The sequence below is a fragment of the Chromobacterium sp. Panama genome (genome assembly GCF_003052555.1).
Lineage (GTDB): Bacteria > Pseudomonadota > Gammaproteobacteria > Burkholderiales > Chromobacteriaceae > Chromobacterium.
Map to the genome: position 1 here is coordinate 1,593,601 of NZ_QARX01000001.1, position 25,728 is coordinate 1,619,328.

Consider the following 25,728-nt stretch of genomic DNA (forward strand, 5'->3'; position numbering starts at 1 on the left):
TGCAAGCGGGCCGCGCAGCGGCCCGTTGTGTTTTTGACGCTGATGTTTCAATAGGGGAAAAATAAAAATGAAAGCCATCTGTCTGTTTTGCGGCTCCAATAAGGGCGCCAAGCCCGAATACGAAGCGGCCGCGCGCGATTTTGGCCGCACCTTGGCCGAGCAGGGCGTGACCCTGGTTTACGGCGCCGGCAAGGTCGGCCTGATGGGCGTGGCGGCGGACTCCGCGCTGGCGGCCGGCGGCAAGGTCGTCGGCGTGATTCCGGAGTTTCTCAAGGCCAAGGAAGTGGCGCATACCGGCCTGACGGAGATTCATGTCACCGAAACCATGCATCAGCGCAAGGCGCTGATGGCGGAGTTGTCCGACGGCTTCATCGCCTTGCCGGGCGGCTTCGGCACCTTCGACGAATTGTTCGAGATCCTGACCTGGGGCCAGCTGTCCTTGCACGGCAAGCCGGTGGGCCTGCTCGACGCCGCCGGCTATTACCAGCCCTTGCACCGGATGATGGAGCACGCGGTGGCCGAAGGCTTCGCCCGTCCCGGCAATATGGACCTGTTCCGCATCAGCGAGGACCTGCCCACGCTGCTGACGGAGATGCGCGCCTACCGGCCGCAAGAGGTGGCCAAGTGGCTGGACCTGGCCAAGGCCTGAGCCGGCGCTGAAACCGAGATGCGCGCAAGGGAAACGGCGGCGCTAGGCTGGCGCCGGCTGAAACGGGTGTTGACCTGGCCGCCGGCCTTGCTGGCGGCCTTGATCATCCTGTTCGAGGAATACGCCTGGGACGAGTTGTCCGCGGCGCTGGGACGCTTGGCGACCTGGCCGCCGCTGGCGGCGCTGGAGCGGCGCATCGCCGCCTTGCCGCCGTGGGCGGCCTTGGCGATGTTCGCGTTGCCGGCCGCCTTGCTGCTGCCGGTCAAGCTGGCGGCGCTGTTCCTGATCGGACGCGGCCACGCGCTGCTGGGCTTGCTGATCATTCTGCTGGCCAAGCTGGGCGGCACCGCGCTGGCGGCGCGGCTGTTTGCGCTGACCCGGCCGGCGCTGATGCGGGTGGCCTGGTTCCTGCGGCTGTATAATGGCTTCGTTTACTGGCGCGGGCGCATTTTCGAACGCTTGCATGCTTCGGCGCCGTGGCGGCTGGCGCATGCGCTGGCCGGCTTTTTCCGGCGTGGCGCGCAGCGTCCGTCGTTCTGGTCGCGGCTGGGGCGGCGTTTGGCCCGGCGCTGGCGGCGATGAAGGGTTTTGAACGGGGTAGCGGATGATCATCATCATGAACCGGCAGGCGCCGGAAAGCGAAGTGGCGGCCGTGGTGGCCAAGATCCGCGGAGCGGGACTCAGCGAGCATGTGTCGCGCGGCGCGGAACGCACCATCATCGGCGCGGTGGGCGACGAGCGCAGCCTGTCGCCGGAAATGTTTGAATCCATGCCTGGCGTGGAGCGGGCGATGCGAGTGGTGCGGGAATACCGCATCGTGTCGCGGGAAACCCATCCGCAGAACAGCGTGGTGCAGGCGCGAGGCCTGGCTTTCGGCGGCGAGGCCTTGCAGGTGATCGCCGGTCCGTCGGCCGTGGAGTCGGCGTCGCAAATCGCTCAGGCCGCGACCGCGGCGCGGGCCGCCGGCTGCCGGCTGCTGCACGGCGGGGTGTTCAAGCAGCATCCCAGCCCTTACGGTTTCCAGGGCTTGGGCGTGGAGGGCATCGAGCAGTTGATCGCCGCCGGCCGCGCCGAAGGTTTGCCGGTGGTGTCCGAATTGGCCGATGTGCGCATGCTGGATGTGTTTCTGGAGCAGGGCGTGGACATCATCCAGATCGGCTCGCGCAGCATGCAGAACGTGGAGTTGTTGAAGGAAGTGGGACGTTTGAACAAACCGGTCATCCTCAAGCGCGGCGTCGCCGCGACCTTGGGTGACTGGCTGATGGCGGCCGAATACATCGCCGCCGGCGGCAACCACAACATTGTGTTCTGCGAGCGCGGCATTCGCAGCTTCGAGCCGGCCTACCGTGCCACGCTGGACGTCAGCGCGATCCCCCTGCTCAAGCGCGAGACCCATTTGCCGGTGATCGTCGATCCCAGCCACGCCGCCGGCAAAGCCTGGCTGGTGCCCGCTCTGGCCAAGGCGGCCCTGGCCGCCGGCGCGGACGGCTTGCTGCTGGACATGCATCCGCAGCCGGAAGCCGCCTTGTGCGAGGCCGATCAGGCCTTGACGCCGGACGGTTTGGCCGCCCTGATGGCGGAATTGCGGCCCTTGGCGGCGGCCTTGGGGCGTAGCCTGTAATCCGCTTTAGAAGCGCCGACGCATGAAAAAAGCCGCGATTACGCGGCTTTGCTCTTTTCGCGGAGGCGGGGCGTCACACTTTGTGGCGCTCGCACAGCGCCTGGAAGGCGCCCATATACTGATCCTGCACATAGGGCTTGAGCAGGGCCAGCACCTGCAGCACGCCGCGGTGGCCGGATTCCTCGGTGATCGGCGCCTTGGGGCGCGCGGTCTGTTCAAAGGCGAACCAGAACTTCACCACCAGCCAGATATTGATGCTGACCGGTTCGATGTCTTCCTCGTCCATTTCCAGCAGGCCCAGGCGGATGAATTCGCGAAAGTGCTCGGCCAGGATGTTTTTCAGCTCGGTGTTGACGAACTGGTGGTACTCCGACTGCATCTGAGGGTTGCGCGCCAGCATGCCCGGCAGGTCGTAGAACATGAAGCGGAACTGCCACATCGCCAGGAAGGCGGTGTCCAGGTAGTTGACCAGATCGTCCACCGTCATTTCGCGGTTTTCCGGCACCGCCAGACGCTGGTTGATGAACTCGCGGTACATCAGGAAGATCTGGTAGACGATTTCTTCCTTGTTGCGGAAGTGGTAGTACAGATTGCCCGGACTGATGCCCAGATGCGCGGCGATGTGATTGGTGGTGATGCTGCGCTCGCCCTGTTCGTTGAACAGCTTGAGGCTCTCCTGGATGATGCGGTCGTAGGTTTTGATTCTGTTTTTGCTCATGATGCGCTTGGGCTGTTCAATGACATTCGCGATGCGCCATTCTAACGCAAATTTGGAGTTCTTGCTCTAATTATTTGCGCGCGATACGCCTTCGCTTCAGGCCAGGGCGGCGTCGTTCTGCTCCGGAAAGCATTGCGCCAGAAAACTGTGCAGGATGGTTTGTTCGATACGATGCCGGTCTCGGGCCGGAATGGCGATGCGCAAGATCAACTGATAGCGTTTTTCATCCACCGGCTGCAAGGCGATGCGCGGCTCCACCGACGGGATGTCCACCAGATTGCGTTTGGCCATGTCTTCCATGTGCTGACGCGCCACTTCCAGGTGGGGTTGGCAGGATTCTTCCGCCGCCGCCATCAAGAGGCGTTCGGCGCGGATGGGCGGCACGGTGTAGGCCATGGGCACGTTGACGATGTGCATCACATAGTCGCCCATATAGTTTTCGCGGATCACCGGCGTGGACAGCAGCAGGCTGTTGGGGAAGGTCAGCGCGCGCCCGGTCATCTGGTGCGAGCTGTGATTGGGTCCGATCTCCATCACCGTGGTGGACAGCAGGCCGATGTCCACCACCCGGCCGCGCACCGCGCCCACTTCGATGTGGTCGCCCAGGCTGTAGCTGTTGGAGGTCTGGCGCACCAGGCCGCCGGACAGGCACATGATCAGTTCCTTGGTGGCCAGGATCAGCGCGGCGGCGAAGGCCAGCATCGACACCGCGATGGTTTGCAGCTCGCTGGCCCAGATCAGGCCGATGCCCGCCAGGCCGGAGATGAACAGGATGTTGCGGGTGTTCACCGACCAGCGCCGTTTCGACTCGATCGCTATGCTGTTGTTGGCCGCCAGCAGCCGGTCCATCACCAGGCGGATGATCAGCAGGGCGGCGATCAGGATCAGCGAGCGCGCTATCTCGTGCGAATAGTTGTCGCGCAGATAGCTTATCAAGTCGAATAGGGTGGCCTTGGGCTCCATGTCGGGCGTCGGTTTCAGCTTCAGTCGTTGAGTTTGACCGCGTGTTCGCGGGTTTCGTGGAATACGATGTCCGGCCAGCGTTCCTGGGTCAGTTGCAGGTTGACGCGGTTGGGGGCCAGGTAGGCGAGGTTGCCGCCGGCGTCGGTGGCGATGTTGATCTGTAGCGCCTTGACGAATTCGTCCAGCTTCTTGCGGTCCTCGCAGCTGAACCAGCGCGCGGACCAGATGCTGGCGGATTCGAACATCGCGTCCACGCCGTATTCGGCGGCCAGGCGCGAGGCCACCACTTCAAACTGCAGCACGCCCACCGCGCCCAGAATCAGGTCGCCGCCGCTGTGCGGCTTGAATACTTGCACCGCGCCTTCCTCGCCCAGTTGCTGCAAGCCTTTCTGCAACTGTTTCAGCTTCAAAGGGTTTTTGATGCGCACGCCGCGAAACAGTTCCGGCGCGAAGAAGGGAATGCCGGTAAAGGTCAGGTCCTCGCCTTCGGAGAAGCTGTCGCCGATCTGGATATTGCCGTGGTTGGGGATGCCGATGATGTCGCCGGCAAACGCTTCTTCCACGATCTCGCGGTCGTGAGACATGAAGGTCACCACGCTGGAGGCGGCGATGTCGCGGTTCAGGCGCAGATGCTTCATCTTCATGCCGCGCTCGAACTGGCCGGAACACACGCGCAGGAAGGCGATGCGGTCGCGGTGCTTGGGATCCATATTGGCCTGGATCTTGAACACGAAGCCGGAGAATTTGCCTTCGGTGGGCGCGACATCGCGCACGGTGGCGTCCCGCAGCTGCGGCGCCGGCGCCCAGTTGATCAGCGCGTCCAGGATTTCGCGCACGCCGAAGTTGTTGATGGCGGAGCCAAAGAACACCGGCGTCAGTTCGCCGGCCAGGAACTGGTCCAGATTCCACTCGTTGGACGCGCCCTTGACCAGCTCGATCTCCATGCGCAGTTGTTCCATTTCCAGCGGGAACAGCTGGTCCAGGCGGGGATTGTCTATGCCCTTGATCACTTCCACGTCGGTGATCAGTTTTTCCGCGCCCGGTTCGAACAGGATGACTTCATCGTTCAACAGGCTGTAGACGCCGCGGAAAGCCTTGCCCATGCCGATGGGCCAGGTGATGGGCGCGCAGCGGATCTTCAGCACGTTTTCCACCTCGTCCAGCAGCTCCAGGCTGTCGCGCACCTCGCGGTCGTATTTGTTCATGAAGGTGACGATGGGCGTGCTGCGCAGGCGGCAGACGTTCAGCAGCTTGATGGTCTGCTCCTCCACGCCCTTGGCCGCGTCTATCACCATCAGGGCGCTGTCCACCGCCGTCAGCACGCGGTAGGTGTCTTCGGAGAAGTCCTGGTGGCCCGGGGTGTCCAGCAGGTTGACGGTGTGGTCGCGGTATTCGAACTGCATCACCGAGGACGCCACCGAGATGCCGCGCTGCTTCTCGATCTCCATCCAGTCGGAGGTGGCGAACTTGCCGCCTTTCTTGCCCTTGACGGTGCCGGCCATCTGGATGGCGCCGGAGAACAGCAGCAGCTTTTCGGTCAGCGTGGTCTTACCGGCGTCAGGGTGGGAAATGATGGCGAAGGTGCGGCGGTGGGACACTTCTTCGGCGATGCGGGCGAGTTCGGCGGACATGGGGATGCTTGTATTGGAATTCGATAAAGCCGGCTATTTTACCGGACTTGCCTTAAGGTGGAAGTTTTATGTTAATATTGAGAATGATTATCATTAATATAACAAAACCGTGATGCCTGGCTGCTACCTTTTCTCGTCTTGCCCCGATTCCATTTCCCCCGCTCAAAATCCGCCGCGTTTCCGCCCCAAGGCGCTCGTGCTCAGCCTGGCCTGCCTGACCGCGCCCGGCGTCTGGGCCGCCGAGGCGCCGGCGCGCCTGGACACCGTCCACGTTACCGCCGACGGTCCGCAGGCGCGGGTGGGCAGCAATAAGCTGGACCGCGAAGAAATCGAGCGGCCGCAAGCCCGTTCGCTGGCCGAAGTGCTGGACGCTCTGCCCGGCGTCAACGCCGGCGGCTCGCAGCGCCCCGGAGGGCAGACCATCAATGTCTGGGGCTTCGAGTCGGTCGAGCATGTGCAAGTGACCCTGGACGGCGCGCCGCAAGGTTTCGAGAAATATCAGCAGGGCAGCTCTTTCATTGATCCGGAATTGTTGGGTTCGGTGGAGGTGCTGAAGGGGGGGCATTCGCCGTTCTACGGCAATGGCGCCTTTGGCGCCGTGGTCAAGGCGGAAACCAAGACCGTGGCGGAGTTGCTGCAGCCGGGCAAATCGGTGGGCGGCTTCGCCAAGCTGATGTATCAGGACAACGGCAATCAGTTCGGCCAGTCGCTGGCCGCCTACGCCGGCGGTCCGGGCAGCAAGGCCGACATCCTGGCCTATATGACCCGTTCGCGCGCCGGGAACGGCAAGCTGGGCGATGGTTCAAGCATGATGTTTTCTGGCAACGATCTGGAGGGCGGCATGCTGAAACTGGCTTGGCGCCCGGTGTCTGGTCATCGGCTGCGTCTGGGCTGGACGCGTCAGGAGGAGGAGCGGCGCACGCCGTGGGCGGCCAAGCGCGGCGATATTCCCGCGCCGAGCGAGGGTGAAATACAAAAATACGGTTTTGAAGGTGCCTGGCTGCGTAAATCCGTCTGGCGTGAGCAGGAAAACGAGACGGTGAGCGCGGACTGGACTTTTGTCAGCGATTCGCCGTGGCTGGATCTGCAGCTGAGTTACGCCCAGTCGCGGCGTTATCAGCACGATACCCGGCCGCCGACGGCCAGTATTTATGCTTTCTCCTCGCAATATGGAAACGAAAGCTGGGTGACTCAGCGCGACCGGCGTCTGGAGTTGCGCAATACCGCCCGCTTTGGTTCCGGTTGGGCAAGCCAGGAAGTCACCGTGGGCGTCAGCTGGGCGCACAAAACGCTGGACGCCTTGTTCTATCGCCCGGACAAGGTGAAGGATCCGGCTTACAACTACGGCTATTTGAATCCGCGCTACCAACCGCCGGGCGAAGAAACCGTGCGATCCGCCTACTGGGTGCATCAATGGCAGCCCCTGGGCAGCCTGACGCTGACCCCTTCGCTGCGCTACGACCATGTGTGGATACAGGGGCGGGAGAATCTGGCTTCCGCATATAACGACCCCGCTCTGGGGCACGATTACAGCGGTCTGGCTTATTCTGGCTGGTCGCCGCGTTTGGCCGCGCGTTGGAACTTCCGCCCGGGCTGGACCCTGGACGCCTCTTACTCTCGAACCTGGCGTGCACCGGGTGTGGATGAGGTTTATGACACTCAGGCCGAGGGTAGCAAGACCACGGCCAGTAGCCGCCAGTTGCGACCGGAGACGCTGAATGCGTTCAAACTGGGTCTGGAGTATGAACGCGGCAATGTGTTGGCGTCCGGAGATAGTCTATCCGCGGCGCTGACCTGGTACCGTCAAACTGTCAAGAGCGATATTGCGCAGCGGCTGGGGAAAAATCGGGGTGACGGGCCGGGCTGGCCGCTGCCGCCTGGAGCGGGTCTTTACCGCAATATGCCCGGCTACGTGATCCAGGGCTTCGAATTGGAGGGGCGCTATCAGGCCGGCGGATGGTTCGGCAGCTTGTCCTTGTCTTCCACTAAGGGGGATCGCAATCACAGTCTGCTGGATCCTTGGGGCAAGGACGAGCCCATCACCAATATTCCGCCGCGCAAGGCGGTGGCCAATCTCGGCTATCGCTGGAACAAGATCGGCCTGTCCTTGAGCGGGCAGGGCAAGTTTGTGCGCAAGCAGGATCGGGTGTTGCACGATAGTGCCTTCATTTATCCGGCGCAGCATGGCTACTCGCTGTACGGTCTGTTCCTTGGTTGGCAGCCGCAGGGCCGGCTCAAGGGCTTTGAGGCGCGGCTGGCGGTGGACAATCTGTTCAATACTCAATACACACCCTATCTGACCGAGGGCGCCGAGGGCATGGGGCGCGCAATCCGCACCAGCGTGTCCTGGCGTTTCTAATGCCGGGAAAAAGCTTGAGTCCGATTTAAGACCAGGAGGGGCCGCGCGCCCCTCCTTGCGTTACAATGGCGCTCCGAATCCCTAGCAAAGGAGCGTCTTCGTGTTTACCGGTATCGTCCAAGGGGTGGCGGAAGTGATCGCCATCACGGAGAAGCAGGACTTCCGCACTCATACGCTGCGCTTGCCCGACGCGCTGTTGCCCGGTCTGGAACTGGGCGCCTCGGTGGCCCACAACGGCTGCTGCCTTACCGTCACCGCCATCAACGGCGATCAAGTTTCCTTCGATCTGATGCGCGAAACCCTGCGCGTCACCAATCTTGGCCTGCTGCAAGCGGGCGATCTGGTCAATATCGAGCGCGCCGCGCGTTTCGGCGATGAAATCGGCGGCCACGCAATGTCCGGCCATATCTTGTGCCTGGCCAAGGTGTCCCGAGTGATCGATCTGCCCAATAATCGCACCGTCTGGTTCGAATTGCCGGCGGAACACATCAAATACGTGTTCGCCAAGGGCTATATCGGTATTGACGGCATCAGCCTGACCATAGGCGAGGTGACGGACAACCGTTTCTGCGTGCATCTGATTCCGGAAACCCTGGAGCGCACCATCATCAAGTCGCGAAAAGTGGGCGATCTGATCAATATCGAAGTGGACCCGCAAACCCAGGCCATCGTGGAAACGGTGGAACGGGTGCTGGCCCAGCGCGGAGCCGCTGAGTGAACAGAGCCGGCCGGCGCGTGCTGGCCTCCTGGAGCGGCGGCAAGGATTCTTGCCTGGCCTTGTGGCGCGCGGTGAGCGCCGGCGCCAGCCCGCAGGCCTTGCTGACCATGATGGACGAGGATGGCCGGCGCTCGCGCTCGCATGGGGTGCGTCCGGAAGTGCTGGCGCTGCAAGCCGCGGCGCTGGGCCTGCCCTTGCGGGTGGGCCGCGCGAGCTGGGACGGTTATGAGGCCGAGTTCATCGCCCGGCTGGAGGAGGCGCGCGCCGACGGCTGCGAGGCCGCGGTGTTCGGCGACATCGATCTGGACGCCCATCGCGAGTGGGAGGAGAAGGTTTGCGCCGCCGCCGGCCTGCAAGCTTGGCTGCCGCTGTGGCAGCAGCCGCGCGCCGAGCTGGTGCGCGAATTCATCGACGCGGGCTTTCGCGCCCGCATCGTGGTGGTGAACACCCGGCTGGCGAGCGAAGAGTGGCTGGGTCGCGAGTTGAGCCGCGAGGTGGTGGACCGGATGTTGGCGGAAGGTTTGGACCCTTGCGCCGAGGCCGGCGAGTTTCACACATTGGCGACGGACGGGCCCTTGTTCGCGCGGCCCTTGCGTTTGCGCGACGGCGACATCCATCGCCATGGAAATTATGTCAGCCTGGACCTGTTGCCCGGCTGAGAAGCGGTTCAAAGTCTGTTGCGCTTCGCGAGGGCGCGGCACGGCGAGTAGCGCTGCAGAATGCCGATGCGCCGTATACGCTCTTCAGTTGTTTTCGCCTTGGCCCGCGAGACTTTGAACAGGTACTGATAATGAATTTAGGCGGGCGGCGGCCCGCGCCAAAAACAAGTGCTTACGAAGGAAGACGGTATGACTATTTCCCCGATTCAGGACGTTATCGCCGACATCAAGGCCGGCAAGATGGTGGTGCTGGTGGACGCCGAAGACCGCGAGAACGAAGGCGATCTGGTGATGGCGGCGGAGTTCGTCACCCCGGAGGCGGTCAATTTCATGGCCAAGCACGGCCGCGGGCTGATCTGTCTGACCTTGACCGAGGAGCGTTGCCAGCAATTGAACCTGCCGCTGATGGTCAGCAATAACGGCACCCCGTACAGCACCAACTTCACCGTGTCCATCGAAGCTGCCGAAGGCGTGACCACCGGCATTTCCGCCGCGGACCGCGCTCGCACCGTGCAGGCCGCGGTGGCGCGGCTGGCCAAGCCGGCGGACCTGGTGCAGCCGGGCCACATCTTCCCGCTGAAAGCGCAAAAAGGCGGCGTGCTGATCCGCGCCGGCCACACCGAGGCCGGTTGCGATCTGGCGATGCTGGCCGGCCTGGAGCCGGCCGGCGTGATCTGCGAAATCATGAACGACGACGGCACCATGGCGCGCTTGCCGGAACTGGTGGAGTTCGCCGGCGAGCACGGTTTGAAGGTGGGCACCATCGCCGACCTGATCCAGTACCGCAGCCGCACCGAATCGCTGGTGGAAAAAGTGGGCCAGCGGCCGGTGGATACGCCGTTCGGCGCATTCGAGCTGCACGTGTTTCGCGACATCACCACCCGCGCCACCCATCTGGCCCTGGTCAAGGGCGAGATCCAGTCGCAGTGCGAAACTCTGGTGCGCGTGCACGAGCCCTTGTCGGTGATCGACGTGCTGGCGCCCTTGTGCAGCCAGCACTCCTGGACTGTGCCCAATGCCTTGGAAATGATCGAGGAGGCCGGTCACGGCGTGGTGGTGCTCTTGTATCGCGACGAAACCGGCGAGGCGCTGGCGCAGCGCGCGCTGGGCCAGGAGCAGCAGAAGCAGCGTTGGGACAGCAAGACCTTCGGCATCGGCGCGCAAATGCTCAAGGCGCTGGGCGTAGGCAAGATGAAGCTGATGACCGCTCCGGTCAGCCTGCCGTCCATGACCGGCTTCGATCTGGAAGTGACCGGCTTTTGCCAGCCGAGCGCCTTCCACGTGGATGAAGAATGAGCGGCTGCGCAATGGCTAAGGCCCGGGGATTGAGGTAGAATCTCCGGTTTTCCGTAGTGATTCCGCCGCGAGGAACAAGATGCTTCAAGCTATCCAGCGTATAGAACCCGATCTGACGGGCAAGGGCCTGAAAATCGGCGTTGTGATGTCGCGTTTCAACACCCCGGTTTGCGAAGGCTTGCGCGACGCCTGCTTGGGCGAGCTGGCCCGGCTGGGCGTGGCCGCCGAGGACGTGACCCTGGCCACGGTGCCGGGCGCGCTGGAAGCGCCGCTGGTGTTGCAGACCATGGCCAAGAGCGGCCGCTTCGACGCGCTGGTGGCGCTGGGAGCGGTGATCCGCGGCGAAACCTACCATTTCGAACTGGTGTCGAACGAATCCGGCGCGGGCGTGACCCGCGTCGGCCTGGACTTCGACATCCCGATCGCCAACGCGATTCTGACCACCGAAACCGACGAGCAGGCCGAAGTGCGCATGGAAGTCAAAGGCCGCGAGGCCGCTGCCGTGGCGGTGGAGATGGCGAATCTGCGCAAGCGCATCCAGCGCGGCTGATCGGCTCCCGCCAAGATACCGGAGCCGGGCGTGCCCGGCTCACCGCTCTTTACAAGGAACCTCTATGAAAACCGCTCGCCGCCGCGCCCGCGAATTTGCCATCCAAGGCATTTACGAATGGGAGCTGAACCCGGATCGTCCGGCCTCCCTGATCGAAAAGCATCTGCGCGAGAATGAATACTTCGCCAAGGCCGATGAAGCCCTGTTCCGCGAAATCCTGTACGGCGTGCTGAAAGACGTGGGCGCGCTGTCCAAGCAGATCGGCCACTATTACGAACGCGCCGAAGACGAAGTCAGCCCGGTGGAACGCGCCGTGCTGTTGATGGCCGCGCTGGAACTGACCCAGCATCCGGAAACCCCGTATCCGGTGATCATCAACGAAGCCATTGAAATCACCAAGACCTTCGGCGGCACCGACGGTCATAAGTTCGTCAACGGCGTGCTGGACAAGCTGGCCGCCGAAGTGCGCGCCGACGAAGTGGCGTCGCAGAAGGCGCGTCGTCAGAACTAAGGCCTTGTCGCCGGCGCCGTCAGACCAGAACACACCCGCTGCCGCGGGTGTTTTCATATCGGCCGGGCAGAAAGATCGTGATGAATGAATTTGAATTGATCCGCCGTTATTTCACGCGGCCGGCCGGCGGCGCGGTCCTGGGCGTCGGCGACGACGCCGCCATCCTGCGGCCGACGCCGGGCTGCGATCTGCATGTCTCGGTGGACATGCTGGTGGAAGGGCGGCATTTTTTCGCCGACGTCGCGCCGGAGGCCTTGGGCCATAAGACGCTGGCGGTGAACTTGTCCGATATGGCGGCAATGGGCGCCGCGCCGCGCTGGGTGGTGCTGTCGCTGGCCTTGCCGGCGATGGACGAGGCCTGGGCCGCCGGGTTTTCCCAAGGATTCTTCGCATTGGCGGAGCGTTACGGCGTTGACGTGATAGGCGGCGACACCACGCGCGGCCCCTTGACGCTGTCGGTGACCGTGGGCGGGGAGACGCCGGGCGGTCAGGCGCTGCGCCGCGCCGCCGCCCGCGCGGGCGACGATGTCTGGGTCAGCGGCGAGCTGGGTCTGGGCGCGATGGCGGTGCGCAGCCGGCTGGGCAAGCTCGCTCCCTTGCCGGACGGTTTGCGCGAGGCGGCCTGGCGCAAGCTGGAATACCCGGAGCCGCGCATTGCCCTGGGGCGGGCTTTGCTGCCCTTGGCGCACGCCGCCGCCGACGTGTCCGACGGCCTGCTGTCGGACCTCGGCCATATCGCCGCCGCCTCCCGGGTGGGCGCGGAAGTCTGGGCCGAGGCCTTGCCGTCCCACCCGCTGGCGGAGGCCGCGCGCGGGCAATGGCTGGATTGCCTGGCCGCGGGCGGCGACGATTACGAACTGGTATTCACCGCGCCGGCCGAGCGCCGGGCGCAGATCGAGGCCTGCGCCGCGACGGCGGGCTGCCGTCTCAGCCGCATCGGCCGCATCGTTGCCGGCCAGGGCGTCAGCCTGCTGGACGGCGAAGGCAACATCATTCAACTGGAAAGCACCGGCTATGACCATTTCAAATGAGACCGAAACCCTGAAACTGCAGCCGGACTGGCGCTTCGTCCTGAGTCATCCCGCCCATTTCCTGGCCTTCGGCTTCGGCAGCGGCCTGGCGCGCAAGGCGCCCGGCACCTGGGGCACGGTGGCCGCCTATCCCTTGTTCTTTGTGCTGAACGCGCTGGGAGTGCAGGGACTGGCGCTGGCGGCGCTGTGCCTGCCGCTGTTCATCGCCGGGATCTGGATCTGCGGCTACAGCGGCCGGGCGCTGGGCGTGCACGATTACGGCGGCATCGTCTGGGACGAGATCGTCGCCATGCTGCTGGTGCTGGCCTTCGCGCCGGCCACGCCCTTGGCCTGGTTGCTGGCCTTTGTCTTGTTCCGCTTTTTCGACATTCTCAAGCCCTGGCCTATCCGCTGGCTGGACCGTCATGTGGGCGGCGGTTTCGGCGTGATGGTGGACGATTTGCTGGCGGCCTTGTTCGCGCTGGCGGTGCAGTGGGGCATTTGGCGCCTGCTGTAAGAACGGGTTCAAGGTCCGCTGCGTTCGCCGGGCGGGTCTGGCCGGTTTCAAGTCAAACGCGTACCATGCGGAACTTTTTGATGTCCTTGTTCTAAGGTGCCGCGGCGAAGTGGCCTGAGCGGGCGAGAATGGACTTGGGGGGATTGGGCATGCGTTGGGATGGGAACCGGGAAAGCGATAATGTGGAAGACCGCCGCGGCGAACGCGGCGGGGGCGGCGGCGGGGCGTTCGGCATCGGCGCGGTCTTGATCGGCCTGGTGGCCTGGCTGGTGTTCGACGTCAATCCGATAACGGTGATCAATCTGATCAGCGAGATGGAGCCGGCGGCCGAACAGCAGGCGCCGGCCAGGGCCAGCGCGCCGGACGACCGCGACGCCAAGTTCATCCGCGTGATGCTGGCGGACACCGAAGACGTGTGGCGGCCCTTGCTCCAGGCGCAAGGCGAGCGTTACCGGCCGCCCAAGCTGGTGATGTTCACCGGCGCGACGCCGACGGCTTGCGGCCGCGGCGACGCGGCCATCGGTCCCTTCTATTGCCCCGGCGACGAGAAAATCTACATCGATCTGTCTTTCTTTCAGACCCTGGGCCGAGAGTTGGGCGCGCCGGGCGAATTCGCCCAGGCGTATGTGATCGCGCATGAAGTCGGCCACCATGTTCAGCATCAGCTCGGCATTTCCGCCAAGGTGGACGAGGAAATGGCGCGCAGCGATGAGCGGCGTGCCAAGGCCTTGTCGGTGCGGCAGGAGTTGCAGGCGGATTGCCTGGCCGGGGTATGGGGGCATCACGCCGATCAGGCGAGGAGGATTCTGGAGCCGGGCGATCTGGAAACGGCGCTGACCGCCGCGGCCAGGATAGGCGACGACGCCTTGCAGCGTTCGGCCGGCCGCGAAGTGGTGCCGGACTCCTTCACTCACGGCAGCGGCGAGCAGCGGGTGCGCTGGTTCCGCCGCGGCTTCGACAGCGGCGACATGGCGCAGTGCGATACCTTCCGCGCGCGGCGGCTGTAACAGCGGCTCAGTGGGGAAATGAAAAATGGGGCCAACGGCCCCATTTTTCATGCTTGTCGCGGAGCTAGCGCACCACCACGGTGCAGGTGGTGCCAGCCACCAGCAGCTGCCCGGCCGGCAGCGCGTCCAGCTCGATGCGCACCGGCACCCGTTGCGCCAGCCGCACCCAGTTGAAAGTGGGATTGACGTCGGCCAGCAGTTCGCGGCCGGTGCCGGCGTCGCGGTCGGTGATGCCGCGGGCGATGCTGGCGACGCGGCCGCTCAAGGCCGGGCCGCCGCTGAGCAGGGTGATCTCCACCTTGGCGCCGGGTTTGAGCATCGGCAGCTTGGTTTCCTCGAAATAGCCTTCCACGCGATAGGAGTTGCGGTCTATCAGCGCCAGCTTGGGCGCGCCGACGGCGGCGAAGTCGCCGGCATGGACATTGAGATTGGTCACATAGCCGTCCACCGGGGCGCGCACCACGGTGCGTTCCAGATTGAGCCGGGCCAGATCGCGCGCCGCCAGCGCCGCCTGGTATTGGGAGCCGGCCGCGGCGGCGGCGAAGGCCGCGGTTTCGCGGTTTTCGGCGGACACCACGGCGCTGTCCAGGCCGTCGCGACGCGCCGCCTCCTTGCCGCGGCGGTTTTTCTCGGTGCGCTGCCCCTCCAGCGCGGCCTCGGCCTGGGTCAGCGCCGCCGCGTAGCGGCTGCGGTCGACGACGAAGAGCACGTCGCCCTTGCGCACCGGCTGGTTGTCCTTGACCGCCACCTGGGTCACCAGGCCGGCCACGTCGGCGGAGAGCGTGATCACGTCGGCGCGAACGCGGCCGTCGCGGGTCCAGGGCGAGTGCATGTAGTGGTCCCACAGCGCCTTGCCCAGCCAGACGGCGAGCGCCAGCAGCAGCAAGGTGATCAGGTAGCGGATGAGAGTGTTGATTCGCATATTGATTATCCGGAAGGGTGTTCGGGGTGGGCCGGAGGCGTATTCAGTACAGCAGCAGAGCCAGGCCGCTGAACACGCAGATCAGCAGGCTGAGGCGGAACAAGGCCGGGTGCCAGACCCGGCGGTAAAGACCGGCCCGGCCCAGCAGCCAGTCCAGCCCGGCCTGGCACAGCAGGCTGAACAGGAACAACGGCAGCAGGGTGGGGATCAGGATGCCGAATACGGCGATTTCACGAGTCATGCTCAGTTCCTTGCGCAGCGGTTGCGGCGGCTTCGGCCACGTCCAGCAATGAGGTGTGGATCAGGTGCAGATCGGTCAGCGCCCGCTGGATGCGCGCGGCGCGTTCGGGTTCCGCCAGCGCCAGATGGGCGCGCAGCGCCGGCCCGGCCGCGCGCATGGTGGCGATGGCCTGTTGCAGCCGTTCCGGCGACGGCGCGGCGAAATAGCGTTCCAGCTGCGCCACCGTGTGTTCCAGATCGGCGCGCAACTGCGGCGACGGCGATTCCGCGGTCAGCGCGCGCAGATTGATCACCGCCAGGCCCAGCTCCAGCAAGGTGATGGCTTGGGCGGTGATTGCCTGTTTCAGTTCGGCCTGGGCCGGGCTCAGCGTGTTCAGCAGATTGAGCAGGTCGCGGATGCGGTTCTCGTAGCGCTGCTTCAAGTGGGGCAGCTTGGCGTCGCAGGCGCGGCGCGCTTCCCGCCACAAGGCGGCGGCGATGTGGCGCGGCGAACCCATGGTGTGCTCGGGCAGCACCAGCTGGAAGAAGGCCGCCGCCAGCGCCAGCCCGAGGATGCGGGCGATGCCGTTGTTGAGAAAGGCCACGATGTCGTAATTCATCGGGTTTTGCGGATTGACGGCGCTGGCCAGCACGATGGTCATGCCGGCGCCGACGCCGGCGTATTTGGGCAGGCATTTCAGATAGCTGCCCAGCGCCAGGAAGGGCAGCAGGCCCAGCATCAGTATCGGGAAGCCGTTGCCCTCGCTCAGCAGCCAGAACAGGCTGACATAGGCCAGCGGCGTGCCCAGCGCGAAGCCGGTCAGGAATTGTTTGACCATCAGCACCGGCCGCGGCGAGGAGGCGGCGAGACCGCAGAGCACGGTGGCCAGCAGCACCGCCTCCAGCGCGCTGGGCCAGGCCAGCCAATACCAGGCGACGGACAGGGTGCCCAGGGTCAGCGCCGCGCGCACGCCGCCGGCGACGGCCACCGGCAGCGGCGTGCCCGGCACATAGGCGGCCAGCGCGTCGATCTGCTGCGGCGTCTTGCTGGCGAAGCCGTGGTAGACGCCGACGAAGGCGTGCATTTCCTCGATGAAGCGGCTCAGCAGCTCGGTGGCGGTGTCGAAGTCTATCCGCCAGTGCTCGGCCCGCTCGCCGCCCGGAAGCAGCGCGCGGGCGGCGTCTATGCGGCGCGGCCAGCCGGCGCGGAGCCGGCCCAGCTGCGCCTCGGTGTCCCGGGCTTCCGCGGCGTTGCGCGCCGGGCCGTCGACGCCGCTGAGCACGGCGGCCACCTCGGAGAACAGCGGCAGCAGCAGGCCGGGCAGCGGCGAGTCCGCGTCGCGGCGCAGCCGTTCCATTTGCCGGTGCAGGGTGTGGAAGGTGGTCAGCGCGGCCATGAAGGTGGCGTTGAAGGCGTGCAGCTGATTGCTGCGCGAACGCACGTGTCCGGCTTCGAAAAAGGCGGTGGCGCGGCCGGCCTCCAGCGCGGCGATGTCGGCGGCGAACTTGAGCTGGGCCTGCTCCAGATCGCTGGCGTGCAGCTTCTGCGCCAGCGCGTCCTGGCACAGCAGGATGAAGCGCAGATAGCGGCCGCGCACATTGCTGACCACCAGCTCCGCCTGGTAGCGCGGAAACACGATGTCGTAGACCACCGCGCTGCAGATCAGGCCCAGCGAGATTTCCGAGACCCGGGTCACCGCCAGGTCGAACACCGTCAGCGGGCGGCCGATGGCCGGCAGCGCGATGATGCAGGCGGTGTAGCCGGCCAGCACGAAACCGTAGGAGCGCGAGTTGCGGTACAAGGTGGCGTAGCCGGCGCACAGGCCTATCCAGAGCGACAGCGCCGCCAGCAGCAAGACCGGCTGCGAGGCCAGCATGCCGACCAGGATCAAGGCCGCCGCGCAGCCGGCCAGCGTGCCCAAGAGCCGGTAAAAGCCTTTTTCCAGCACCAGGCCGCTTTGCGGCGAACCGACGATGAGCACGGTGATCAGCGCGGTGCCCGGCGAATCGAAGCCCAGGCGGAAGGCCAGCCACAGCGCGGCGAAGCAGGCCAGCAGCGTCTTGAGGATGAAGATCCAGCGCTCGCCCTCCTGCCGCAGCCAGTCCTGTCCGGCGCCGCGCAGCGCCCGGCCCAGCCAGCGGCGCCGGGCGGCGAGGCTAGTCGTGCTCATCGTTGGGCGCCGCCTGGTTCAAATTGCTGAGCTGGCGCAGGTAGAACTGTTCCTGCTGCTGCATTTCCTCGGCGCTGAAGCCGGCGAAGGTATTGCCCAGGTTGCCCCAGACATCGGGCAGCAGCTTGCGGATGCGTTCGCGGCCGGCGTCGCTGAGGGTGACGGCGACCGCGCGGCGATCGTCGCTGAGGCCGCCGCGACGGATCAGGCCCTGTTTTTCCAGGTCGTTGCAGATGCGGGTCATATTGGCTGGTTTTTGCGAGCAGGTCTCCGCCAGAGAGCCGGGCGTCGTCGTCTCTTGCTCGGAGCCGTAGAGCACCGCCAGCACCAGATAGCTGCTCTCGGTCAGCCCGTGTTTGCGCAGGGCGGCGTTGGTCAGGTCCTGCAGGCGTTTTTGCACGTGGTAGTTCAGTCGCGTCAAGGTCAGCAGCGCCAGCGGAAATTCCGGAATTCTGGTCTTGACGCGGAGCAGGCGTTTGCGGGTTTCTTCGAAGTGGCTCATGGGCTTTCTCCGCCGACGATGGGATTGGGGGATTCGACGCCGCCGCCCAGCGCGGCCATCAGCGCGGCGTAGCTGTCCAGGCGCTGGGCTTGGGCCTGAGCGCGCTTTTGCCGGGCGGACAGCTCGTTCAGCCGCAGCTGGCGCACCGCGCTCTGATCGCTGAGGCCGGCGCGGTAAGCCTGTTCGGCCAGCGCCCGTTCGCGGCTGGCGGCGTCCAGCGCCTGTTCGGCCTGCCGGCTTTGCTGGTCCGCGGAGCGGGCGCGGACGATGGCGCTGGCGGTTTCGCTCAGGGCGTTGATCAAGGCGGCGTTGTAGCTTTCCACCGCCTGATCGTAGGCGGCGGTTTGGGCGCGCAGCTGGCCGCGCAGGCGGCCGCCTTCGAATATCGGCAGGCTGATCGCCGGGGCGAAGCCGCGCAGAGCGGCGGCCGGGGACAGCAAGTCGGCGAAGCCTATCGCCTGATAGCCGGCGAAGGCGCTGAGATTGATATTGGGATAGAAGGCGGCGCGGGCGACCTTGATGCGCGCGGCCTCGGCCTCCACCCGCCAGCGTTGCGCGCTCAGGTCCGGCCGCCGGCCCAGCAATTGGGCCGGCACCGCGGCGAGCGGGTCCAGCGCCTGGTCCAGGCGCAGCGCGGGGCGCGTCGGCCGGTTTCCGGCGTCGGGCGCTTGCCCGCTGAGCGCGGCCAGCTGATTGCCCAGGGTGGCGATGCGTTCGTCGATTTGAGCCAGCTGGACGCGGCCGGCCGGCAGCCTGCCGCGCTGCTGTTCCACCTCCGGCTGGGCGGCCAGCCCGGCGGCCTTGCGGCGCAGGCTGAGGTCCAGCAGCGCCTGCTGCTGTTCCAGCTCCGCCGCCGCCAGATCTCGCTGCTGATATTGCTCGGCCAGCTGCAGATAGCCGCGGATGATGGCGCTCTCCAGGTTCAGCGCGCTCAGCCGGGCGTCGGCCGCGGCCATCTGGGCGTCGCTCAGCGAGGCGGACAGCGCCTGGCGTTCGCGCCCCCAGGCGTCCAGATCGTAGCTGAGGTTGACGGCGGCGCGGGTCTGCCAGTCGTAGTTGCCGTGACCCGCCGGCGCCACCAGATTTTTCTCCGCGTGCAGCTGCCGGGTGCTTTGCCATTGCGCGTTGATTTGCGGCTGGGAGGCGGCGGCGCTGACCTCGCTCAGCGCCTGAGCCTGGCGCAGCCGCGCCTCGGCCCCGCGCAGGCCGGGGTTGTCCTGCAAGGCCTGGCGGATCAGCCGCTCCAGTTGGGGATCCCGCCATTGCCGCCACCAGGCCGCCGCGGGCATGCCGGCCCAGGGCGCGTTCACGGCGGGCGGCGTTTTGAGCTGGGACTGCGGTTTGACGGCGTCCATTTGGGCGCAGGCGCTGAGCAGGAGCGCGCCGGCAAGGGCGAGGGTGGCGGAAAACGGCTTCATCTGTCTATCCATGTTTTACATCTGTGTATATTTTATTTGTAGATATTACATTTGTAAAATATAAAATCGATGCGGTATCGCGAAGCGGCCAAGTCATGCGCCTGGCCGGGCCGCTTGCGACTGACGCAAATCAAGCATATGTCATTAATCATGGTCAGCTGATTAATGACGGGTGTATTATTTGGGTTTGCTTAATAAAACCAGCGAATAAACCGGACCGCCGCGGCATGCCTGCGACCCGGTTTGCCGCCTCGTCAGCGATTTTTGGAGACATCATGCAAGCGGGCCTTTCCTTGAAGCAGCGTTTGTTGTTATTGATTTTTAGCGTGATCGCGTTGACTTGTCTGCTGGGCGGCCTGGTGCTGCGCAGCATGCATCAGCAAATGATGGCGGACCGGCAGGATCTGATCCGCGGCCAGGTGGAGAACGCCTTGAGCCTGGTGGCCAATTACGAGGAGCGGGCGGCGGCCGGCGCCATGCCGGAGGCGGAGGCGCAGCGCCAGGCGCTGCTGGCGCTGACCCGGCTGCGTTTCGCCGGCAAGGAGTATTTTTTCACCCTGGACAAGGGGCTGGTCTGGCTGGCGCACGGGGTCAACCCCAAGCTGGTGGGCAAGGACATGCACGCGGTCAAGGATTCCAGCGGCAGCAGCCTGGGCGACAAGTTCGACCAGACCCTGAGGCAGGGGCAGGGCAAGGGCTTCGCGGAATTCGTCTGGGACAAGCCCGGCTCGGCGGAGCCGCAGCCCAAGCTGGCGTATTTGCAGTCCAGCCCGCGCTGGGGCTGGGTGGTGGGCACCGGCCTGTATATGGACGACGTCTGGGCGGCTTTGCGCGTGCAATTGCTGGGCGTGGCGGTCCAGGTGCTGCTGATCGCCGCGGTGTGCGGCGGCCTGGGCTGGTGGCTGTTCCGCAGCGTGATGCGGCAATTGGGCGCGGAGCCGGCGCAGACCGCGGCCGTGGTGCGGGAAATCGCCGGCGGGCGGCTGGATGTGCCGGTGCCGGTGCGGGCGGGCGACGCGGACAGCCTGATGGCCAATATCGCCCATATGCAGCAGGCTTTGCGGCAGATGGTGGCCGACATCGTGGCCAGCGCCGGCGAACTGGGGCGGCTGAGCGAGGAGGTGGTGACCGGCGCGCAGGCGGTGGCGGACAACTCCCAGCAGCAAAGCGAGAGCGCCACTTCGATGGCGGCGTCGATCGAAGAGCTGACGGTGAGCATCAACCACATCTCCCAATACGCGCAGGACGCGCGCCAGGTGTCGCAGCAGTCCGGCAGCTTGTCGGACGAGGGCGGCGAAGTGATCGCCAAGGCCGTGGCGGAGATGAAGGGCATCAGCGAGACGGTGGACCTCACCGCCGGGGCGATCTCGGCGCTGGCGGACAAGACCGCCACCATCTCCAGCATCATGCAGGTGATCAAGGACATTGCCGATCAGACCAATCTCCTGGCCCTGAACGCGGCGATCGAGGCGGCGCGCGCCGGCGAAACCGGCCGCGGTTTCGCGGTGGTGGCGGACGAGGTGCGCAAACTGTCCGAACGCACCGCGCAGGCCACCGAGGAGATCGCCGGCATGATAGACGAGATCCAGCTCAGCTCCGATCAGTCGCGCGCCAATATGAGCCAGACCGTGGAGCGGGTGCGCGCCGGGCTGGCGCTGGCCGAGCAGGGCGGGGAGATGATTCAGCAAATCCGCGGCAGCGCCGGCCAGGTGGTGCAAGTGGTGCGCGATATCTCCCATGCGCTGCAGGAGCAAGGCGTGGCCAGCCAGGACATCGCCCGCCACGTGGAGCAGATCGCCCAGGTGGCCGCCGGCAACGCCGCCGCCGCCACCCAGGCGTCCAGCGGCATTCAGAGCATGGACGAGGTGACCGGCGGCCTGCGGCAGACGGTGGCCGGATTCCAGGTGTAGCGCGGTAGACGGCGCGCGGCAGGCCGGCGAACAGATTCTTACGGGAAGTTTGCGACTTGGCGATAGGGTTAAGAGCGGTTTGCCGCTACAATACCGCCTCGTTGAATAGACACCAACCCGTACTGGAATTCAAGATGTTGCGCATTACCGAATTGAAACTGCCGCTGGAACACGCCCCGGAAGAACTGAACGCCGCGATCGCGGCTTATCTGGGCGTGCCGGAGCAGGACATCCGCCAGGTCGTCGTCTTCAAGCGCAGCTACGACGCGCGCAAGGGCATGATGAACCTGGCCTACATCGTCGACATCGACGTGGCCAACGAGGCCCGTCTGCTGGCCCGCTTCAAGGCCGACAAGCACGTGATGCCGACGCCGGACACCCAATATCACTATGTGGGGCAGGCGCCGGAAAACCTGGAGCGCCGCCCGGTGGTGGTGGGTTTCGGCCCCTGTGGCATCTTCGCCGCGCTGCTGCTGGCGCAGATGGGCTTCAAGCCCATCGTGCTGGAGCGCGGCAAGAAGGTGCGCGAGCGCACCAAGGACACCTGGGGCCTATGGCGCAACAAGGTCTTGAACCCCGAGTCCAATGTGCAGTTCGGCGAAGGCGGCGCCGGCACCTTCTCCGACGGCAAACTGTACAGCCAGATCAAGGACCCGCGTCATCTGGGCCGCAAGGTGCTGACCGAGTTCGTCAAAGCCGGCGCGCCGGAGGAAATCCTCTACGTGGCCAAGCCGCATATCGGCACCTTCCGCCTGGTGAGCATGGTGGAAAAAATGCGCGCCGAGATCGAGGAGCTGGGCGGCGAAATCCGCTTCCAGCAGCGCGTCGCCGACATTCATCTGGAAGACGGTCCGGACGGGCGCAAAGTGGCGCGCGGCCTGACCTTGGCCAGCGGCGAGCAGATCCGCGCCGATCACATCGTGCTGGCCCTGGGCCACAGCGCGCGCGACAGTTTCGAGATGCTGCACGGCCACGGCGTGTATATGGAAGCCAAGCCGTTCTCGGTGGGCTTCCGCATCGAACACCCGCAGACGCTGATCGACAAGGCGCGCTGGGGCAAATACGCCGGCCACCCGCTATTGGGCGCGGCGGATTACAAGCTGGTGCACCACGCCGGCAACGGCCGGGCGGTGTACAGCTTCTGCATGTGCCCGGGCGGCCAGGTGGTGGCCGCCACCTCGGAAGAGGGCCGCGTGGTGACCAACGGCATGAGCCAATACTCGCGCGCCGAGCGCAACGCCAATTCCGGCCTGGTGGTCAGCATCGGTCCGGACGATTATCCGGGCGATCCGCTGGCCGGCATCGCCTTCCAGCGCGAGCTGGAAAGCCGCGCCTATGTGCTGGGCGGCGGCACTTACGAAGCGCCGGCGCAGCTGGTGGGCGATTTCCTGGCCGGCAAGCCGTCCACCCAGGTGGGTTCGGTGCCGCCGTCCTATCAACCCGGCGTGCACTGGACCGATCTGGCCGCGGCCTTGCCGGATTATTGCATCGCGGCGATGCGCGAGGCGCTGCCGGAGTTCGGCAAGAAAATCCGCGGCTACGATATGCACGACGCGGTGCTGACCGGGGTGGAAACCCGCACCAGCTCGCCGCTGCGCATCACCCGCGGCGAGGATTGCCAGAGCTTGAACGTGCGCGGCCTGTACCCGGCCGGCGAGGGCGCCGGCTACGCCGGGGGGATTCTGTCCGCCGGGGTGGACGGCATCAAGGTGGCGGAGGCGGTGGCGCAGGCCATCGCGGCGGAGCGCCGTTAAGGAAGGCGTTTAGGGATCATTGCCGCAGTGTCTTGAATCCGCCGCTTGGCTGAGAACGCGCTGAAACGGCCCGCAATCGCGGGCCGTTGTCTTTGGCGCTAGGAACTTCCCGCCGCATGGCCTTTCACGCCGCCGGCCGGGCGCTCGCGCCCGCCTGGGCGCCAAGCTTTGGGGATGGACAACAAGGGCGGCGCGCCCTCCGGCCGGCGGCGTTCCAGCAGCAGCCACAGGCCGATCGCCGCCATCAAGGGCAGATGCCCTGGCCCCGCGAGCAAAGGCGGCAACATCCAGGCCCAGCAGGCGCCCGCGCACCAGACGCCGGCGGCGAGGCCGGCGCGCAGCGCCGACAGCGCGGCCGGCCAGCCGAACGGCGACAGCCTGGGCTGGCGGTGGCAGGCTTGCAGGCAGCGCAGCCGCTGCGGCGCCGCCTGCCAGAGCCCCGCGACGCCGCAGGCGACGACGAAGGCCTGCCACGGCGCGGCGCTGAAGGTCAGCAGCGCCAGGCCGAGCAGGTGCAGCAGCAGGCCGGCGACGAGCCAGGGCACTAGATAGCCGCAGCAGAACATGGCCAGCGCCAGCGGGCGCTTGCGCGCCAGGCTGCGCAGCCACAGTTGCCGCAGCGGGTCGGCCAGCAGCGGCGCCATCATCGCCAGCAGCATCAACAGCCAGGACGGCAGCCATTGCGCCGGCGGGTTCAGCCACAGCGCGCCGGTCAGCGCGTCCCAGCCGCCGCCGGGACGCTCCAGAACCCAGGCGCCGCAATAACCCGGCGCGGTCAGCCGCCGCTCCAGGGCGATCAGGCCGAGCCAGCCCAAGAGGCTGGCGCAGCACAGCGGCCAGGGCGTGTCCCGCAGCGCGGCGATCAGGGTCTTGACCGGCATGGACGCTTACTGGCCGTGGCGGTAGACGCTGATGCGGCCTATCGTCACCTCGTCGTCGTCCTCGATGTCGGACACCGGCACCAATTGCACCCCCATCGGCGCCGTGTCCAGCGTCTGGCTTTGACACATGCGGTCCACGATGTCGGTGATCTCCAGCGTCTGGCTGACGCCGTTGCCGCCGTGCTCGGCCAGCGAGGCTTTGCGCGCGCCGAACAGCGCGATGGTGCCGGCCAGGTTCTGCGGGTGTTGCGCCGGGTCGGCGCCCTGGGGCAGGCCGACGTAGACGTTGAACGTGCCGCCGTCCACTTTGCAGCGGATGTTCTCCAGGCTGAGAAAGACGCGGTCCGGCTCTTGCGGCGCGGCGTCTGGCTGGGCCTTGAACTGGCGGGCGGCGGCCTGGCTGGCCTGGAAGCTGCTCAGCACCTTGTTCTTGGCGTCGTCGTCCAGCTGCATCTGCGCGTGGACGGTGTTGTTGCCCAGTTTGATCGCCGCCGCGTTGGCGCCCAGCAGTTCGGTTTTCGGATTGTTCGCCATGGTGTTTGCCGCCGCGGTGTCGGGATGGATGGCCGCCAGCGTCTGCATGCGCTGCGCGACACGGCTGGCGCCGCCGAGAGGGTCCGATACGTCCTGGTAGACGTAGTTCAGGTTCGGCGCCTGGGTGTTGAGCATGTCCTTGGCGACAAAGGTGTAGCCGCTGCCGTTGGGGCGCGGCATCGCGAACTTGCGGTTGACCGGGCCTTCCAGCCAATTGTCGTTGCTGGGGTTCTTGTGGCCGGGATTGCGATTGAGCCATACCTGCCACAGCCGGTCGATATTGGAGTGGTGGATCCAGAACACCGGGTCCAGGCCGGCGAGGTCGGGGTCCGACATCAGGCCGTTGCGGCCGCCGATATTGGTGTGCACCGGATTGTGCGGCAGGTTTTCCAGCCCGCCGCTATTGCCGCCGCCGTGCCAGAACGGCGTTTGCGGCCCGCCGTAGCCCGGCGGAATGCCGTTGGCGGTGCCGATGAACTGCGCGTCCTTCAAGGCGGTGAGCTGCACGGTTTCCGGGCGCAGCGTGATGTGATTGGGCTGGTTGTTCCAGCCGTAGCGTTGGGCCAGCCACAAGGGATTGGCGCCGCCGTCCGGCAAGGTCTTGGACTGGAAACAGGTGGGCAGGTCGCGCGCCTTGGCGTTGGCGCCGTCGCTGTAGTTCCAATAGGGCAAGGCCCAGTCGGCGGGGCCGCCCAGCTTGACGATCTCCGCCAGCACAATGGCTTCGAAGGCCGCCAGATAGCCGCGGTGCCAGGGCATGAAATACCAGCTCTGGTGCTGGCATTGCCGCCAGTAGGTGTTCTGATCGGCGGCGCTGGGCAGCGCTTCGCCGGCTTGCAGATAACCGTGTTGTTGCCAGAGCTGGGAATCGAAGCCGTGGATGGCGGCCAGGTAACGCCAGCTGGTGGGGTCCTTGATCGGGCGTTTCTGCATTTCCCGCACCGCCCGCGCGTACCACAGCACGGTGGGGTCCCAGGGATTGCTCATTTTCAAGATGTCTTTGCGGACGCGAGCCATGTCGTTCTCCTCGATGCGAACGCCGTTCCGGCGCGGCCGAGGCGGGAGTGGCTAAGGCTGGCGGTGAGGCGGTGTATTCGGATTAGCAAACCGCAAAGCTTTCGAACTGTCCTAAAGAACAGTTTTTGCCTCGGGGCAATTACTTATTTGAAGCGCCGCTTGCAAGTGGCCGGGCTTTGGCGCGGCAAGGG

General features: G+C 65.7%; 24 protein-coding genes. 14 read left to right on the forward strand and 10 right to left on the reverse strand.

From position 1 onward, the window contains the following. Positions 1 to 67 precede the first annotated feature (67 nt). Genes DB032_RS07255 through aroF form a run of 3 tightly spaced genes read left to right on the forward strand, consistent with a single transcriptional unit; the run spans position 68 to position 2,270 of the window. On the forward strand, positions 68 to 649 hold the full coding sequence (locus DB032_RS07255) for a TIGR00730 family Rossman fold protein (RefSeq protein WP_199225838.1): 582 nt from the start codon (positions 68 to 70) through the stop codon (positions 647 to 649). 18 nt (positions 650 to 667) lie between these two features. After that, positions 668 to 1,231, forward strand: a complete 564-nt coding sequence (locus tag DB032_RS07260; protein ID WP_199225839.1) for a hypothetical protein — start codon at positions 668 to 670, stop codon at positions 1,229 to 1,231. Positions 1,232 to 1,253: 22 nt separating this feature from the next. After that, positions 1,254 to 2,270 carry a 3-deoxy-7-phosphoheptulonate synthase gene (gene aroF / locus DB032_RS07265; protein ID WP_107798883.1) on the forward strand — a complete coding sequence of 339 codons (1,017 nt, stop codon included), beginning with the start codon at positions 1,254 to 1,256 and terminating at the stop codon, positions 2,268 to 2,270. Positions 2,271 to 2,343: 73 nt separating this feature from the next. Here the strand turns inward: aroF and DB032_RS07270 are convergent, their stop codons facing one another. From DB032_RS07270 to DB032_RS07280, 3 genes are all read right to left on the reverse strand, one after another. Beyond that, positions 2,344 to 2,988 carry a TetR/AcrR family transcriptional regulator gene (locus tag DB032_RS07270; protein WP_107798884.1) on the reverse strand — a complete coding sequence of 215 codons (645 nt, stop codon included), beginning with the start codon at positions 2,986 to 2,988 and terminating at the stop codon, positions 2,344 to 2,346. A gap of 96 nt (positions 2,989 to 3,084) precedes the next feature. Next, complete coding sequence (locus DB032_RS07275) at positions 3,085 to 3,951, reverse strand: mechanosensitive ion channel domain-containing protein (protein WP_107798885.1); 867 nt, start codon at positions 3,949 to 3,951, stop codon at positions 3,085 to 3,087. Between the two features lie 20 nt (positions 3,952 to 3,971). Continuing rightward, positions 3,972 to 5,582 carry a peptide chain release factor 3 gene (locus DB032_RS07280; RefSeq protein WP_107798886.1) on the reverse strand — a complete coding sequence of 537 codons (1,611 nt, stop codon included), beginning with the start codon at positions 5,580 to 5,582 and terminating at the stop codon, positions 3,972 to 3,974. 196 nt (positions 5,583 to 5,778) lie between these two features. On the opposite strand from DB032_RS07280, the gene DB032_RS07285 reads away from it, so the two are divergent. The 9 genes from DB032_RS07285 to DB032_RS07325 all read left to right on the forward strand — a co-directional run bounded on the left by DB032_RS07285 (position 5,779) and on the right by DB032_RS07325 (position 14,209). Next, complete coding sequence (locus tag DB032_RS07285) at positions 5,779 to 7,941, forward strand: TonB-dependent receptor domain-containing protein (RefSeq protein ID WP_158274254.1); 2,163 nt, start codon at positions 5,779 to 5,781, stop codon at positions 7,939 to 7,941. 100 nt (positions 7,942 to 8,041) lie between these two features. Continuing rightward, the gene (locus DB032_RS07290) at positions 8,042 to 8,659 is read left to right on the forward strand and encodes a riboflavin synthase subunit alpha (protein ID WP_107798888.1); all 618 of its coding nucleotides are present in this window, start codon (positions 8,042 to 8,044) and stop codon (positions 8,657 to 8,659) included. Continuing rightward, positions 8,656 to 9,318 (forward strand): diphthine--ammonia ligase, encoded by a 663-nt coding sequence (locus tag DB032_RS07295; RefSeq protein WP_107798889.1) that lies wholly within the window; start codon positions 8,656 to 8,658, stop codon positions 9,316 to 9,318. The genes DB032_RS07290 and DB032_RS07295 overlap by 4 nt, the downstream gene beginning before the upstream one ends. A gap of 189 nt (positions 9,319 to 9,507) precedes the next feature. After that, positions 9,508 to 10,614: a bifunctional 3,4-dihydroxy-2-butanone-4-phosphate synthase/GTP cyclohydrolase II gene (gene ribBA, locus DB032_RS07300; protein WP_107798890.1), complete on the forward strand. Its 1,107-nt coding sequence runs from the start codon at positions 9,508 to 9,510 to the stop codon at positions 10,612 to 10,614. Positions 10,615 to 10,693: 79 nt separating this feature from the next. After that, complete coding sequence (gene ribH / locus DB032_RS07305) at positions 10,694 to 11,164, forward strand: 6,7-dimethyl-8-ribityllumazine synthase (protein WP_081547190.1); 471 nt, start codon at positions 10,694 to 10,696, stop codon at positions 11,162 to 11,164. Positions 11,165 to 11,228: 64 nt separating this feature from the next. After that, entirely contained in the window at positions 11,229 to 11,675 is a 447-nt protein-coding gene (nusB, locus tag DB032_RS07310; protein ID WP_081547192.1) for a transcription antitermination factor NusB, read from the forward strand. Between the two features lie 80 nt (positions 11,676 to 11,755). After that, entirely contained in the window at positions 11,756 to 12,706 is a 951-nt protein-coding gene (thiL, locus tag DB032_RS07315; protein ID WP_107798891.1) for a thiamine-phosphate kinase, read from the forward strand. Next, positions 12,690 to 13,202 carry a phosphatidylglycerophosphatase A gene (locus DB032_RS07320; protein ID WP_107798892.1) on the forward strand — a complete coding sequence of 171 codons (513 nt, stop codon included), beginning with the start codon at positions 12,690 to 12,692 and terminating at the stop codon, positions 13,200 to 13,202. The genes thiL and DB032_RS07320 overlap by 17 nt, the downstream gene beginning before the upstream one ends. A 149-nt stretch (positions 13,203 to 13,351) precedes the next feature. Further along, on the forward strand, positions 13,352 to 14,209 hold the full coding sequence (locus DB032_RS07325) for a neutral zinc metallopeptidase (protein WP_107798893.1): 858 nt from the start codon (positions 13,352 to 13,354) through the stop codon (positions 14,207 to 14,209). 64 nt (positions 14,210 to 14,273) lie between these two features. Here the strand turns inward: DB032_RS07325 and DB032_RS07330 are convergent, their stop codons facing one another. Genes DB032_RS07330 through DB032_RS07350 form a run of 5 tightly spaced genes read right to left on the reverse strand, consistent with a single transcriptional unit; the run spans position 14,274 to position 19,441 of the window. Further along, positions 14,274 to 15,131 (reverse strand): efflux RND transporter periplasmic adaptor subunit, encoded by an 858-nt coding sequence (locus tag DB032_RS07330; RefSeq protein ID WP_107798894.1) that lies wholly within the window; start codon positions 15,129 to 15,131, stop codon positions 14,274 to 14,276. A 43-nt stretch (positions 15,132 to 15,174) separates the two neighbouring features. Then, positions 15,175 to 15,372, reverse strand: a complete 198-nt coding sequence (locus tag DB032_RS07335) for a DUF1656 domain-containing protein (protein WP_107798895.1) — start codon at positions 15,370 to 15,372, stop codon at positions 15,175 to 15,177. After that, on the reverse strand, positions 15,362 to 17,521 hold the full coding sequence (locus DB032_RS07340) for an FUSC family protein (RefSeq protein WP_107798896.1): 2,160 nt from the start codon (positions 17,519 to 17,521) through the stop codon (positions 15,362 to 15,364). The genes DB032_RS07335 and DB032_RS07340 overlap by 11 nt, the downstream gene beginning before the upstream one ends. Then, complete coding sequence (locus DB032_RS07345; protein ID WP_107798897.1) at positions 17,508 to 18,023, reverse strand: MarR family winged helix-turn-helix transcriptional regulator; 516 nt, start codon at positions 18,021 to 18,023, stop codon at positions 17,508 to 17,510. Before DB032_RS07345 ends, DB032_RS07340 begins: the two co-directional genes overlap by 14 nt. After that, the gene (locus DB032_RS07350; protein WP_158274255.1) at positions 18,020 to 19,441 is read right to left on the reverse strand and encodes an efflux transporter outer membrane subunit; all 1,422 of its coding nucleotides are present in this window, start codon (positions 19,439 to 19,441) and stop codon (positions 18,020 to 18,022) included. Before DB032_RS07350 ends, DB032_RS07345 begins: the two co-directional genes overlap by 4 nt. Positions 19,442 to 19,716: 275 nt before the next feature. On the opposite strand from DB032_RS07350, the gene DB032_RS07355 reads away from it, so the two are divergent. Both DB032_RS07355 and DB032_RS07360 read left to right on the forward strand, forming a co-directional pair. Further along, the gene (locus DB032_RS07355; protein ID WP_107798899.1) at positions 19,717 to 21,351 is read left to right on the forward strand and encodes a methyl-accepting chemotaxis protein; all 1,635 of its coding nucleotides are present in this window, start codon (positions 19,717 to 19,719) and stop codon (positions 21,349 to 21,351) included. A 134-nt stretch (positions 21,352 to 21,485) separates the two neighbouring features. Continuing rightward, positions 21,486 to 23,105 carry an NAD(P)/FAD-dependent oxidoreductase gene (locus tag DB032_RS07360; RefSeq protein WP_107798900.1) on the forward strand — a complete coding sequence of 540 codons (1,620 nt, stop codon included), beginning with the start codon at positions 21,486 to 21,488 and terminating at the stop codon, positions 23,103 to 23,105. 98 nt (positions 23,106 to 23,203) lie between these two features. Here DB032_RS07360 and DB032_RS07365 read toward each other — a convergent pair whose 3' ends face one another. Continuing rightward, positions 23,204 to 23,986: a DUF2182 domain-containing protein gene (locus DB032_RS07365; RefSeq protein ID WP_107798901.1), complete on the reverse strand. Its 783-nt coding sequence runs from the start codon at positions 23,984 to 23,986 to the stop codon at positions 23,204 to 23,206. A 6-nt stretch (positions 23,987 to 23,992) separates the two neighbouring features. Then, complete coding sequence (locus DB032_RS07370; RefSeq protein WP_107798902.1) at positions 23,993 to 25,537, reverse strand: tyrosinase family protein; 1,545 nt, start codon at positions 25,535 to 25,537, stop codon at positions 23,993 to 23,995. Between the last annotated feature and the right edge of the window lie 191 nt (positions 25,538 to 25,728).